We start from the raw sequence: 14,089 nt of genomic DNA on the forward strand, positions 1-14,089 counted from the left end.
CGCAGCACGGTCACCGGGGCGGACCCGCCCCTTCGTCCCCCTCCTCGCCCGCCTCGTGCCACGCCGCCCGCCGGGCCTCCCCCGCCGAGTCGCCGTGCCACGCCGGACCGACGGCCTCCGCCCGCCCGACGTCGGCGAGCGGCTCACGGGGCGTGCGGGGCTCGCGCGGCGCGAGGGGCCCGGACGGCATGGCGGGCTGGGGAGGCGCGGGGGGTCGGGGTGGCGAGGCGGGCTGGGGAGGCGTGAGAGGCCGGGGTGGCGTGGAGGCTCCGCCCGGCTCGGGGAACGACACGGGCTCGACGGGGGCGAACGGATCCGGGGGCGCGAGGTACGACGCCGGCTCGATCGGCGCGAAGGGGTCCGGGGGCCCGACGTAGGACCCCGGCTCGATCGGCGCGAAGGGGTCGGCGGCCTCGTCGAACACGTGCGACGGCACGCCGGGCGCGTCCCCTCGGGGGACGAGGAAGTCGTACAGCTCCTCCTCCGCGGCTCTCGCCGACGCCGCCACGCCGCTCCGCGTCCCGGCCTTCGCGGCCTTCCCGGCCTTCTCCTTCCAGAGCCCGCGGGCCCATCCGGCCACGCCTCGCTTCCGGCAGCGCCACCCCCGCATCACCACGCACACCGGCGTCCCCACCCCCACCATCCACAGCAGCACCGCACCCCCGACCTGCCACCACACCGGCCCGAACCGAGCCAGCATGGAGGCCCCCAGCGGCCCGCCCGCCAACCCCGCCAGCGCTCCCATCAGCACCCCGCACCCCACGCCCGCCAGCACGACGACTCCGACGGCCCTCCCCCACGACCAGCCTTCGTCGGCCCCCCCGGCATCCCCGGCCTCCCAGGCCGGCGCGGCTTTCCCGCGGGCCCGACCCGGCCCATGAGTCCTTCCGGGCCCACCTGATCCACCAGGGCCGGAGATCCCGGGGGTCCCGGCGGTCCGGGAGGACGCCGCACGCCCCGTCGCCGCACGGGCCGCGAACACGCCCACGGTGACGCCCGCCACCAGCGGCACCACGCTCGCCGCCCAGTTCCACGGCGTCCCGGCTCCGGCGTCGGGCACCGCCGCCAGCAGCGGAAACGGCGGCAGCAGCGGCGCCGGGTCGGAGGACAGCGGCGCCACCAAGTGCCCCGCACCGAGGAGGTACCCCGGCCCGAGGGCGTACGCGGCCCCCCACACCGCCGCGTTCGGCACCAGCGCCACACACAGCAGCAGCACCGCGAACCGGCCCGACCAGCCCTCCGTCAGTTGCAGAAACGCCTCTCGGGCCGCCCCTGCGTGCCACACCGACGACGACGCGACCAGCAGGGCCCCGCCTCCGACGAGCACCACCGCACCCGCGGCCGCCGCCCGCGCCGCCGCCGCCAGACGTGCGCGCTCCGCCGCCCCGAGGAGCGGCCGCCGCAGCCCGCGCGGCAGCATGAGCAGCACGCCGTCCACGGGTCCGCGCGGGCGGCTGCAGGCCGACCACACCCCTGCCCCGGCAGCCAGCACGGTGACCGCCGGGACGCACATCGCCGTCGACGCCCACGAGGTCCGCAGCGCTCCGCCCGCGGCGGCGTAGAGGGCGGCGCCCGAGCCGACGGCGAGATACCCGACCACGACGCCCGCCCACGCGATGCGGACGCTCACCGGCTCCCAGCCCTCCGCGCCGGCGTCGGCGCAGCCCGCGTCCACCGCGTCCCGGGCGGCCCGCCGCACCAGCCACACCGGAAGCGCGAGGAGCAGCAGCGGAGTGACGCCGACCGGCGCCGGCACTCCGGACAGCGTGTCGACGCGCACCACTTCAGCGCCGTGGGCCAGCAGCCACAGCGAGGCGGCGACGTGCATCGCGCCGCTGGGCCCGCTGTCGGGGTACGGGGAGCTGATCCACAGCATCATCACGAGTGCGGCGAAGGACCCGAGCCCCAGCCCGGCCGCGAGCGCACCTCCCACGAGGCCGGCGGCCAGTCCGGGCGATCGGTCGCGCATCCGGGGCAGCAGGGACGACAACGTAAGCCGGCGAGCGGTCATCGGGATCACGACGGCCATGCTCCCAACGACACGCACTTTTCCGTTGTAACGGGCGAACTTCGGATGTGTCGCTCAATATACGTTTATGTACTTTTCCGGGCGAAGGGGTACCCCGTGACACGGCGCCCCGCGGCCGCACACGGGAGGCGTACGCGAGATGCCGGCATCGCCGGCCAAGGCGGAAAAGGTGCGGAAAAGGTGACGAACACCCAGGAGACGACGCCTCGACGGCAGGTGACGGTGCGCCCGACGAAGGCACGCCCCACGAAGGCACTCCCGACGGCGGCATGCCCGGCGAACAGCCCGGAACCCGCCGGCGCGGAATCCGCTTCCGAACCGGACCCGTCGACCACCCCCCTGACGCCCGCTCAGGCCTTCGACGCGCTGTACGCGTTCTGCGCCCCCGCCCTCGTCCGGCAGACCTATCTGCTGTCCGGGCGTCGCGAGCTCGCCCGCGAGTCGGTCGAACAGGCGTTTCAGCTGGCGTGGCAGCGCTGGCCCGAAGTGGCCGTGGACCCCGACCCGGCAGGCTGGGTGCGCGCGGCGGCGTACGAGTACGCGCTCTCCCCGTGGCACCGGTTCCGCCCGCGTTACCGGCACCCGGAGCCGCCCCCGGCCGAGGCGCCCGACCGCGCGCTGCTGGACGTCCTGCTGACGCTCCCGGCGCCGTACCGCCGCACGCTCCTGCTCTACGACGGCGTCGGACTCGATCTGCCGGAGACGGCCGCCGAGACCGAGGCGAGCACCCCGGCTGCGGCGCACCGGCTGCTGCACGCGCGCGAGGCGGTCACCGCGCGGCTGCCGGAACTGGCGAGCCCCGGCGCACTGCACCGGCGGCTGGCGGAGGTCGCGTCCACCGCCCGGCTGCGCGCGCCCAAACCGCCCACCGTGCGGCTGGGCGGTGAGCGGCGTGCCCGCTTCTGGACCAGGGCGGCGATCGCGTTCACCGTCGCGATCATCGGCGCGACGGCACTGACCGCGCGCACCGCGCCCACCCGCTACGAGCCCCCGGTGCCCCCCGGTGAGACCGTGCGGGGCGTCCCGCCGCGGGCCGCCCCGGGCGCGTTGTCGGACGTACAGCTCAAGCTGCGCGCGAAGCTGAGATCCGAGACGCAGAACGGCCCCGACAGACTGCTCCCCCGCGCCGAGTGACCCACGGGGGTGGAAGCGGGAGCGGAGCCGGGACCGACAGAGCCGCGGGACGCGAAGGCGGCAGGACGGCAGGACGGCAGGGCGGCAGGACGGCAGGACGGTGGAGCAGCACAGCGACAGGACGTCGGAGACTCCGCCGAGCGGCAGGACGGCAGAAAGCCGGCGGGCCCGCTCCCCTGGGGGAACGGGCCCGCCGGCGTACAGCCGCAGCGTCCCGGCCGAAGGTTCAGCCGGGCGCGTCAGCCGGGTGACGCGGTCGGACGGCTCAGCCGGCCGAGAGGATCTCTCGCGCGAGCTTCGCCGTCTCGGTCGGCGTCTTGCCGACCTTGACGCCGGCCGCCTCGAGGGCCTCCTGCTTCGCGGCGGCCGTGCCGGAGGAGCCGGAGACGATGGCGCCGGCGTGGCCCATGGTCTTGCCCTCGGGCGCGGTGAAGCCCGCGACGTAGCCGACGACCGGCTTCTTCACGTTGTCCTTGATGAAGGCCGCGGCCCGCTCCTCGGCGTCGCCGCCGATCTCACCGATCATGACGATCAGGTCGGTGTCGGGGTCGGCCTCGAACGCGGCGAGCGCGTCGATGTGCGTGGTGCCGATGATCGGGTCGCCACCGATGCCGACGGCCGACGAGAAGCCGATGTCGCGCAGCTCGTACATCATCTGGTACGTCAGCGTGCCGGACTTCGAGACCAGGCCGATGCGGCCCGGCTTCGTGATGTCGCCCGGGATGATGCCGGCGTTCGACTGGCCCGGGGTGATGAGACCGGGGCAGTTCGGGCCGATGATCCGGGTCTTGTTGCCCTGGGACACGGCGTACGCGTAGAACGCGGCCGAGTCGTGGACGGCGATGCCCTCGGTGATGACGACCGCGAGCGGGATCTCGGCGTCGATCGCCTCGACCACGGCGGCCTTCGCGAAGGCCGGCGGCACGAAGAGGACGGACACGTTCGCGCCCGTCTTCTCCATCGCCTCGGCGACCGTGCCGAAGACCGGGATCTCGGTGCCGTCGAAGTCGACGGAGGTGCCCGCCTTGCGGGGGTTCACGCCACCGACGATGTTGGTGCCGTCCGCCAGCATGAGCTTGGTGTGCTTCATGCCCGTGGCACCGGTCATGCCCTGGACGATGACCTTGCTGTCCTTGTTCAGGAAGATAGCCATGGCTGTTCTGTCCCTCTTCCCTTACTTCGCAGCCGCGAGCTCGGCGGCCTTGTCGGCCGCGCCGTCCATGGTGTCCACGCGCTGGACCAGCGGGTGGTTGGCGTCGGAGAGGATCTGACGACCCAGCTCGGCGTTGTTGCCGTCCAGACGGACGACGAGCGGCTTGGTGACTTCCTCGCCGCGGTCCTCGAGGAGCTTCAGCGCCTGGACGATGCCGTTGGCGACCTCGTCGCAGGCGGTGATGCCGCCGAAGACGTTGACGAACACGGACTTGACGTCCGGGTCGCCCAGGATGATCTCCAGGCCGTTCGCCATGACGGCCGCGGAGGCGCCGCCGCCGATGTCGAGGAAGTTGGCGGGCTTGACGCCGCCGTGCGCCTCACCGGCGTACGCGACGACGTCCAGGGTGCTCATGACGAGACCCGCGCCGTTGCCGATGATGCCGACCTCGCCGTCGAGCTTGACGTAGTTGAGGTTCTTCTCCTTGGCCGCGGCCTCGAGCGGGTTCGCCGAGTCCTTGTCCTGGAGGGCCTCGTGCCCCGGCTGGCGGAACTCGGCGTTCTCGTCCAGCGAGACCTTGCCGTCGAGGGCGATGACGTCACCCGAGGCGACCTTGGCCAGCGGGTTGACCTCGACGAGAAGGGCGTCCTCCTCGACGAACGTCTTCCACAGGGTGACGAGGACGTTCGCGACCTTGTCGGCGACCTCGGCCGGGAAGTTCGCGGCCTCGACGATCTCGCGGGCCTTCTCGGGGGTCACACCCTCGTTGGCGTCGATCGGCGTCTTGGCGACGGCCTCGGGGCGGGTCTCCGCCACCTCCTCGATCTCCATGCCGCCCTCGACGGACGCGATGGAGAGGAAGGTGCGGTTCGCACGGTCCAGGAGGAAGGAGACGTAGTACTCCTCCAGGATCTCCGGGGCCGTCTCGGCGATCATCACCTTGTGGACCGTGTGGCCCTTGATGTCCATGCCGAGGATGTTGGTCGCGTGCTCCACGGCCTCGTCGGCGGAGGCGGCGAGCTTGACGCCGCCGGCCTTGCCGCGGCCGCCGACCTTCACCTGGGCCTTGACGACGGACTTGCCACCGAGACGCTCGGTGGCTGCGCGGGCCGCCTCAGGCGTGTCGATGACTTCACCGGCCAGCACCGGTACATCGTGCTTGGCGAAGAGGTCCCTCGCCTGGTACTCGAACAGGTCCACGCGCTTCCGTCCCTATCAGTGATCTCGCGGTTCGTTGTCTGCGTGGGCGTGCCGCGAGGGCAACGTGACGTCCGACCGGTGTCTGTCACAAGGGAGGCGCACACGGTGTCCGAGCGCGCGGCATGTCCGTCTCGCAGGTTATCGCTGCTTGCAGGAGGCCCCTAAATCGAGGGTCACACCCAAGCGGTGATACCTGTCACATGATGCCGGGATCACTGGCACCCCGTGCCGGATGTGAGGTCCGGGGGGAGAGGCCTCACCGGATTGGGGTCGACCCGGTGAGGCCTCCTGAACAGCCCCTCAGGGGCTCGGGGCGGGCGGTCCCCACCCCAATGGGAACCGCCCGCCCCCATCCGTGAGGTCCCGGACGAACCGACCGATGGCTTTCGGCCGTCCGTGATCCGTCGCCTCACGAAGTCATGGGTGGCGAGCTGCGGAGAGCTCGGGGGGACGGCCCCCGGCAGCGGACGAGTCCCGGGGGCGGAGCCACGGGAGGCAGTCCGCCCGACGCGCCGACGTCCGCCACCCGCGCGGGGCCGTGCGGCGGGGTCGGGGCGACGCACGACCGTGAGATGCCACCGGTGCACTGGTGCGCCGCCGCCGCTCAGCCGGGGAAGACCGGCACGTCCGGGCGACTGTCCCGCGTCCCGGGGGCGTCGCATCGCGGGGCGGGGCCGCAGGCCTGCCACAGCGGCATCCGGTGCTGCGGCGGCAGAACGGCCTGCACGTCGGCGTCCCGCGGCGCACCGCCGTCGAACACCGTCGTGCCGCCGAGCACGCCACGGGGAGCACCCGGGGCTCCGACGGTAGGGCCGTACCGTGCCGGCGCGGCGGCGGGGCCGGGTTCGGCAGCCGGGCCGGAGGCGACGGAGCCGGGTTCGGCAGCCGGGCCGGAGGCGACGGAGCCGGGTTCGGCAGCCGGGCCGGAGGCGGCAGCGAGGCCGGAGGCGGCAGGAGAGCGGGGAACCAGGGCGTGCCCGCCGCCGGCGTCGGAACCACGCCGGTGTGCCTCCGCTGACGCCGCCCCGGCTCCCGCCTTCGCGGTCGTCGTCGCCGTCAGCACCGCCCCCGCCGTCATCGTCCCCGGCACCACCGGGCCGTGGGCGGGCATCCGCTCCCCGGGGCGGCCCGGCCCGTCCGACGGAAGGGCCGCCCCGGGGCCGGCAAGACCCGGAAGGTCACCGAGTACCGGCAGGTTCTCGAGGACCGGGAGCACGGCATGCGCGGCACGCGCGACATGCGGGTGGGGGCTGGAGTGGACCCGGGGCGACCGGAGGCGCGGAGGCGCGGCGAGGAGCGGAGGCGCGGGAAAGGCCGACACGGCCCGGAGGGTGCGGAACGCGGGGAGGTCGCGGACGTCGGGATGTGCGGAGAGGCCGTGGGTGCGGGGGCGGGCGGGATCCGGTGCGACGGGTGAACCGGGCGGCGGAACGAGGACCCCCGACGCCTGCGCCCGGGGCCTGCCCGACCTCGCGCTCTCCACCCCGAAGGCCTCGCGGGCCACGCCGACCCCTCCGACCCCGTCGAGGACGGACCGCACGGTCGCGGCCGACGCGCGCGGGCTGATGAGCCGAGCGGCCGCGGTGGTCCGTGTCGGCGCCGCCGCGTCGTCCGCCGCCTGTGCCTGCTCCCCGCCGAGGAACCCGAGCGCGACCAGCCCGCCCAGCAGCAGCGCGAGGTGCAGCCCGCGCCGCCCCGGCCCCGTGTGCGAGACGCGCGGAGCGGCGGCGGGCGAGGCGGTGAAGCTGGCCAAGGGGGGACGTTCCTCCCGTGTGCGGCGGCAACGTGTCCCGATCCTTGCACGCGGGTCCCGCCGTCGCGCAACCCCTGTTACCGATGGGTAATCGTGTCGGTGAAGTCCCTCCGCTCACCCCGGGTCGGGTGTCGGCAGCGCCCGTTTCTCCAGGGCTGCCGCCATGACCTCCGGGAACCGGTCGGGCGTGCAGGCGAACGCCGGCGTCCCCAGTGCCGCGAGCGCGGCGGCGTGTTCCCTGTCGTAGGCCGGCGTCCCCTCGTCGGACAGGGCGAGCAGCGCGACGAACCGCACGCCCGACGCCTTCATCGCCGCGACCCGTTTGAGCATCTCGTGGCGTATGCCTCCCTCGTACAGGTCGCTGACGAGCACCACCACCGTCTCGGTGGGCCGGGTGATCTGCGACTGGCAGTAGGCCAGCGCCCGGTTGATGTCGGTGCCGCCGCCGAGCCGGGTGCCGAACAGGACGTCCACGGGGTCGTCCAGCCGGTCGGTGAGGTCGGCGACCGCCGTGTCGAAGACGACGAGCCGGGTGTCGATCGACCGCATCGACGCCAGCACCGCCCCGAACACCGATGCGTACACCACCGACGACGCCATCGAACCCGACTGGTCGATGCAGAGGATCACCTCCTTGCGCAGCGACCGCGAGGACCGCCCGTACCCGACGAGGCGTTCCGGCACGACCGTCCCGTACTGGGGCTGGTAGTGCTTGAGGTTGACGGCGATCGTGCGGTTCCAGTCGATGTCGCGGTGGCGCGGGCGGTTGAGCCGCGCGCCCCGGTCGAGAGCGCCGGTGAGGGCGGACCGGGTGTGACCCGCGAACCGCCTCTCGAGGTCCTCGACGACCTTGCGGACGACGGCCCGCGCCGTCTCCTTCGTCGTCTCCGGCATGGCCCGGTGGAGGGAGAGCAGGGTGCCGACGAGATGCACGTCGGCCTCGGCCGCCTCCAGCATCTCCGGCTCCAGAAGGAGCGTGGACAGGCCGAGCCGGTCGATGGCGTCGCGTTGCATGACCTGCACCACGGAGGAGGGGAAGTACGTCCTGATGTCCCCGAGCCAGCGCGCGACGGACGGCGCCGAGGCTCCCAGTCCTCCCGAACGCTCCCGCCCCGGGCGCGGTCGCTCCGGTGCCCCGTAGAGCGCGGCGAGCGCCCCGTCCATCGCGGCGTCCCGGTCGGACAGGCCGTGGCCGGTGCCGTCGGCCGGGTCGCCCCCGAGCACCAGCCGCCAGCGCCTCAGCCGCTCCTGCCCGGCGTCCGCGGCCGTCGCCGTGCCCCTCGCCTCCGGGGCATCCGACTCCGTGCCCCTCGCCGCTGTGGCACTCACCGCAGTGGCACTCACCACCGTCTCACCCGTCCTCGGACCATTCGTCGTCATGCGCCCACCCCCGAGTACTCGGCGTCCCCTGGCCTCCGTGCCGCGGCGCCCCCACCGGCTCCGCCCGCCTCCTCCGCCTCGTCTGTCACGTCTGTCGCGTCTGTCGCGTCCGTCTCCCCGCTCGTCTCCTCCGTCCCACTCGTCCTCTCCGTCCCGCCCGGGTCCTGCCCGAGCAGCAGACGCACCACCGGCAGGACGGCGTCCGCACGCCCGGCGTCGAGGGCGGCCGCGAACCCGGGCCTCGCCGCCTCGGCGCCCGGCCCGCCCGCCCGCTCCCCGGGACCGCGCCGCACCAGCTCGCCGAGGGTTCTGCGCACCCCCGGCTCGTACGCCGAGAACGTCCGCCGCAGCAGCGGCAGTACGTCCGTGAACGCCTCCGCCGGCACCGTCGTCAGCCACCCGTCGACCAGGGCGAGCAGCCGCTCGTCGTGCACGAGGAGCAGCCCGCCCCCGGAGCCACCGCCGACGAAGCCCTCGATCCAGGCGGCCGCGTCACCCGGCGGCGTCCCCGGCGACAGGGCGAGCCCCATGAGCCGCGCCGCCGCCTCCGGGTCCAGCTCCCCCTCGTCCAGCAGCAGTCGTGCGGCACGCCCGCGGATGACGCCGGGCACACTGTCCCGCCCGGACAGCGCCCGCAGCACGGCACGCCAGCGGACGCGCCGACCGGCGTCGGTTCCGGCGTCGGGAGCTGGGGCGGGGGTGTCGCGGCCGACGGCGTCCTCGTCCTCGTCGTCCGCGCGGACGTCGTCGAGCATCGCCACCGCGCCGTGGACCGCGTCGACATGACGTCGCATCGCGTCCGCCGCGTCCGCGTCCAGCGAGACACAGGCGGGCGGCAGGCCCACGAAGATCCGCTCGGCGAGGCCCGCGGCGACCTCCGTGAGCGCGCCGGTGTCGGTGCCGCGCACATCCCCGTAGCGCAGGGCGCGGACCAGGGCGGGCAGTGCCTCCGCGAGATGCCCGACGTCCGTGTCGAGGGCCGCCCGGTCGGCGAGAACCCGCATGACGGTCGGCAACGCGTCCGACAGACCGGCCAGGAGGCAGCGCTCGGCGAGCGCCGTCACCTCGGCGAGGCCGCCCGCGGCGACGGCGTCCGCCGACGCCTTCGCGGTGGCGGCGGCCGTCACGGTCGTCCCCCACACACCGGCCTCGGCGACCCGCACCGACAGCTCCGGCTCCCACCGCAGCCGCCAGGTCTCCCGGAACGTCCCCGTGCTGCCGCGTGAGGCGGCCGGCTCACCCCACTCGACGTGCAGCAGACGCAGCCGGTGCAGCAGTCTGCTGCGCTCGGCGTCGTTCTCCTTGCGCAGGTCGAGCGCCAGCTCCCGCTCGGCCGCCTCCGGTCTCAGCCGCAGTCGACGCTGGATCCGGTCGAGGTCGCGCTGCAGCGGCACCGCGGGCGCATCCGGCGGCACCTCGCCGAGCACGTCCCCGATCACCAGCCGGTCGCGCACCAGCGCCAGCGGGACGTCCGAGCCCTCGCACAGCACGGCCCGCACGGCGTCGGTGGTCTCGCCCAGGCCCGGCAGCGGCCTGCCGCGCAACGCGGCGAGCGCCTCGGCCAGCCGCACCGCCTCGATGACATGCGCCGGGGACACGACGTGGTCCTCCTCGCGCAGCAGGACCGCCGCCTTCGTCAGCCAGCGTTCGACGGGCCGGTCCGGCGCGCAGAAGAGATGGGCGTACCAGCCCGGCGCGTCGATCCCCGCGCCGTACCCGCCGGCCCGCGCCAGTCTGCGGTGCGTCCACGGCACCCAGGTCAGGTCGGCCCTGACCCTGGGCAGTCCCCTGAGCAGCGCCCGGTCGGCGGCGACGGCGGCCTTGCGGCGCAGCGCCGGCACATGCCACGCCCCGCACACCACGGCCACCCTCTCCGGCCCGAACTCCCGCTGCGCCGCTCGTATGTGGCCGCGCATGCAGGCCTCGCGCACGAGGTCCCGGTCGGTTCCGCTCCCGCCCGGTGCGGTGTCGTCGGCCTCCCGCAGCGCCCCCATGGCCTCCTCGATCGCCGCGAAAGGCGCGAACGGGTCCCGCGTCCCCGCGGTCCGGTGCTCGACGACGTCCTCCCACCAGCGCTCCGCGTCGTCGTACCCCGCGACCTCGGCCAGCACGGCGAGAGGATCACCCCGCAGTTGCGCCCCGCTCCCCTGTCTCCCCTCTCCGCCCTCTCCCCGCTCGCCCCCCGTTCCCCCGGCCCGTTCCTCCTCGTCCCCTTCCCTCGCCTCTCCCCTTTCCCCTTCCTTCGTCCCCGCCGTGTTCTCCCAGGCCAGCGAGTGGGCGGCCGGGAGGTCGATGAAGCGGGCGGGAACCCCGTGGTCCAGCGCCCAGCGGAGCGCGACCCACTCCGGCGAGAACTCGGCCATCGGCCAGAACGACGACCGGCCGGGTTCGTCGACCGCGTGCGCGAGCAGGGCGACCGGTGGCCGCATGCCGTCGTCGGCGGCGAGCGGGATCAGCGCGTCGGCCTCGGACGGCCCCTCGATCAGGACGGTCAGGGGCCGGGCGGCCTCCAGAGCCGCCCGTACCGCCCGCGCCGACCCGGGCCCGTGGTGACGCACCCCAAGCAGCAACGGACGTCCCGTGTCCCGGCCGCCACTCGCGTCGGCGTCGGCCGTGCCGTGGTCACCCTTCACCCGCGGGGCCACTTCGTGTCGTCGTTCACTGTCACCCTCCCCGTTGTGTGCACGAACGACCAGGTCATCTCGTTGACGTGGTTCCGGTCGCTCCGGTTGCCCCGCTCGCTCCCGTCGTTCCTCCCGCTCCCCGTGTCCCCGTTCACGCGGTTCCCGTTCACGCGCTCACCTCCCGGCAGGCGCGGTAGAAGTCGGTCCAGCCGGTCCGCTCGCGCACGACCGCCTCCAGGTACTCCTGCCAGACGACCCGGTCGGCGGCCGGATCGCGGACGACGGCGCCGAGGATGCCCGCGGCCACGTCTCCCGGCCGCAGCACGCCGTCGCCGAAGTGCGCGGCCAGCGCCAGACCGCTCGTGACGACGGAGATGGCCTCCGCGGTGGACAGCGTGCCGCTCGGCGACTTCACCTTCGTCCGGCCGTCGGCGGTGATGCCGTCGCGCAGTTCACGGAAGACCGTCACCACCCGGCGGATCTCGTCGATGCCCTCCGGTGCGGCCGGCAGGTCCAGGGACCGGCCGATCTGGTCGACGCGCCGCGCGACGATGTCCACCTCGGCCTCGACGCTCTCCGGCAGCGGCAGCACCACCGTGTTGAAGCGCCGACGCAGCGCGCTGGACAGTTCGTTGACGCCGCGGTCGCGGTCGTTGGCCGTGGCGATGAGGTTGAAGCCCCGGACGGCCTGCACCTCCTGTCCCAACTCCGGTATCGGCAGCGTCTTCTCGGAGAGGACGGTGATCAGCGTGTCCTGCACGTCGGCCGGGATGCGCGTCAGCTCCTCCACCCGTACCGTCGCCCCCTCCGCCATGGCCCGCATGACGGGGCTGGGCACCAGCGCGTCACGGCTCGGCCCGTGCGCGAGCAGCTGCGCGTAGTTCCAGCCGTAGCGCATCGCCTCCTCCGGGGTGCCCGCGGTGCCCTGCACCAGCAGCGTCGAGTCGCCGCTGACCGCGGCGGCGAGGTGCTCGGAGACCCAGGTCTTCGCGGTTCCCGGGACGCCGAGCAGCAACAGGGCGCGGTCGGTGGCGAGGGTGGTGACGGCGACCTCTACGAGGCGGCGCGGTCCCACGTACTTGGGCGAGATCACCGTGCCGTCGGGCAGGACGCCGCCGAGGAGATAGGTGGCCACGGCCCACGGCGACAGCTTCCAGCGGGCCGGACGCGGCCGGTCGTCCTGCGCGGCCAGCGCGGCGAGCTCGCCCGCGAAGGCCTCCTCGGCATGCGGACGCAATGCGTCGGCCGGCCTGTTCGCACTCGGGTCGACGGACGTCGGATCTACGGACACAGACATGGCTGAGGCCCCCTCCATCTCGGCCGGTTCGGATCTGGTGTCCACCGTGCACCACGCCACTGACAATGCGTTCCGACCTGCAAGAACGTCGTACCGGCCGAGTTCGTGCCGGACCGGTCGGACCGATTGTCAGTGGGGGGAACTACCGTCGGTGACATGACTGAGCAGGGGGTGCGCTGGACCGCGGACCGGGTGCTGGCACTGGCGCCTGACTCCGCGTCGCGCAAAGCGGGAAGCAAACTCGCCGCGCCCGGCCCGTGGTCGGGGACGGGCAGCTCGCGGGAGGGGATGGTGTGGGGCCTGTGCCGAGGCGGCGACGGCACGCCGTACCGGACGGCCGTCGATGTCGCGCACGCGGTCGGCGGCTCCGGTCCGGCCTACACCTGCAGTTGTCCGAGCCGTAAGTTCCCGTGCAAGCACGCGCTGGGGCTGCTGCTGCTCTGGTCTGGCGGAGAGGAAGCGGTGCCGGCGGGCCATGCGCCGGAGTGGGCCGAGCAGTGGGCCGCGGGGCGTCGGCGCACGCAGGAGAAACGGGGGGCGGAGACGGAAGGTTCCGCTTCAGGCCCTCTCGACGCGGAGGGGGCGCGGCGGCGGGCGGAGCGCCGTGCCGAACGGATCACCGGCGGGGTGACGGAGTTGGAGGAGCGGCTCGCCGATCTCCTGCGCTCCGGCCTGGCCGGCGCCGAGCAGGCCGGCTACGGGCTGTGGGAGGAGACGGCGGCCCGCATGGTCGACGCGCAGGCGCCCGGACTCGCCGCGCGGGTGCGCGAGTTGGGTGCCATTGCCGCGTCCGGCCCGGGCTGGCCGGTGCGACTGCTGGAGGAGTGCGCGCTGCTGCACCTCCTCGACCGGGGCTGGTTGCACCGCGAGCGGCTGCCTGCGGACCTGGCCACGACGGTCCGCACCCGCGTGGGTCTGCCCTCGTCCGCGGACGGCCCGCCGATTCGCGACCACTGGCTGGTCCTCGCCCAGTACGACACGCCCGACCCGAGACTGACGACCCGCCGCATCTGGCTGTACGGGGCCACCACGGGCCGCACGGCGCTCCTGCTCTCCTACGGCGCCGCCGGCCGGGCCCCCGACCTCACCCTGCCCGTGGGCCTGGCGCTGGACGCCGAACTGTCCGGGTATCCCGGCGCGGGGCAGCAACGGGCGTCTCTCGGCGAGCAGTTCACGCCACCGGCCCCGACCGCCGCCAGACCGCCGGGCGTGTCGACCCGCGAGGCGGCCGCCCGGTACGGCGAGGCGCTGCGCCGCGACCCCTGGCAGGAGTCGGTCCCGGTGACCCTGGCCGACGTCGTCCCGACGCCGGACGGCACTTCCTGGCAGCTCGCGGACGCGCGGGGCGACACGGCTCTGCCGCTCACCTCCACCGCGCTCGCCCGACCCGGCCTGTGGCGTCTGGCGGCCCTCTCCGGCGGCGCCCCCGTCCGGGTCTTCGGCGAGTGCGGCCACCGTGGTTTCACCCCACTGACAGCCTGGCCGACGGGCCCGGGAGAGGCGGTGCGCCTGTGCTGAC

9 protein-coding genes are annotated in these 14,089 nt (G+C 74.4%); 2 read left to right on the forward strand and 7 right to left on the reverse strand.

The genetic code is table 11. The annotated features are described in order from the left end of the window. Window positions 1–10: 10 nt before the first annotated feature. Window positions 11–2,029 carry a DUF6350 family protein gene (locus C6376_RS05115; protein ID WP_107442309.1) on the reverse strand — a complete coding sequence of 673 codons (2,019 nt, stop codon included), beginning with the start codon at window positions 2,027–2,029 and terminating at the stop codon, window positions 11–13. 180 nt (window positions 2,030–2,209) lie between these two features. On the opposite strand from C6376_RS05115, the gene C6376_RS05120 reads away from it, so the two are divergent. After that, window positions 2,210–3,163, forward strand: coding sequence for an RNA polymerase sigma factor (locus C6376_RS05120; RefSeq protein ID WP_367881034.1), 954 nt, complete (start codon window positions 2,210–2,212; stop codon window positions 3,161–3,163). 265 nt (window positions 3,164–3,428) lie between these two features. Here C6376_RS05120 and sucD read toward each other — a convergent pair whose 3' ends face one another. The 6 genes from sucD to C6376_RS05150 all read right to left on the reverse strand — a co-directional run bounded on the left by sucD (window position 3,429) and on the right by C6376_RS05150 (window position 12,570). Then, window positions 3,429–4,316 (reverse strand): succinate--CoA ligase subunit alpha, encoded by an 888-nt coding sequence (sucD, locus tag C6376_RS05125; RefSeq protein ID WP_107442311.1) that lies wholly within the window; start codon window positions 4,314–4,316, stop codon window positions 3,429–3,431. 21 nt (window positions 4,317–4,337) lie between these two features. Continuing rightward, window positions 4,338–5,516, reverse strand: a complete 1,179-nt coding sequence (gene sucC, locus C6376_RS05130; RefSeq protein WP_107442312.1) for an ADP-forming succinate--CoA ligase subunit beta — start codon at window positions 5,514–5,516, stop codon at window positions 4,338–4,340. A gap of 604 nt (window positions 5,517–6,120) precedes the next feature. Further along, window positions 6,121–7,269, reverse strand: coding sequence for a hypothetical protein (locus C6376_RS05135; RefSeq protein ID WP_107442313.1), 1,149 nt, complete (start codon window positions 7,267–7,269; stop codon window positions 6,121–6,123). Between the two features lie 114 nt (window positions 7,270–7,383). Further along, the gene (locus C6376_RS05140; protein WP_107442314.1) at window positions 7,384–8,649 is read right to left on the reverse strand and encodes a VWA domain-containing protein; all 1,266 of its coding nucleotides are present in this window, start codon (window positions 8,647–8,649) and stop codon (window positions 7,384–7,386) included. After that, a complete protein-coding gene (locus tag C6376_RS05145; RefSeq protein WP_254076337.1) occupies window positions 8,646–11,219 on the reverse strand; it encodes a DUF5682 family protein in 2,574 nt (857 codons plus the stop codon). The genes C6376_RS05140 and C6376_RS05145 overlap by 4 nt, the downstream gene beginning before the upstream one ends. A gap of 220 nt (window positions 11,220–11,439) precedes the next feature. Next, the gene (locus tag C6376_RS05150; RefSeq protein WP_107442315.1) at window positions 11,440–12,570 is read right to left on the reverse strand and encodes an AAA family ATPase; all 1,131 of its coding nucleotides are present in this window, start codon (window positions 12,568–12,570) and stop codon (window positions 11,440–11,442) included. 156 nt (window positions 12,571–12,726) lie between these two features. Between C6376_RS05150 and C6376_RS05155 the strand changes: the two genes are divergently transcribed. Then, on the forward strand, window positions 12,727–14,088 hold the full coding sequence (locus C6376_RS05155) for an SWIM zinc finger family protein (RefSeq protein WP_107442316.1): 1,362 nt from the start codon (window positions 12,727–12,729) through the stop codon (window positions 14,086–14,088). Window position 14,089: the final 1 nt, after the last annotated feature.

This window comes from Streptomyces sp. P3, assembly GCF_003032475.1.
Classification (GTDB): Bacteria; Actinomycetota; Actinomycetes; order Streptomycetales; family Streptomycetaceae; genus Streptomyces.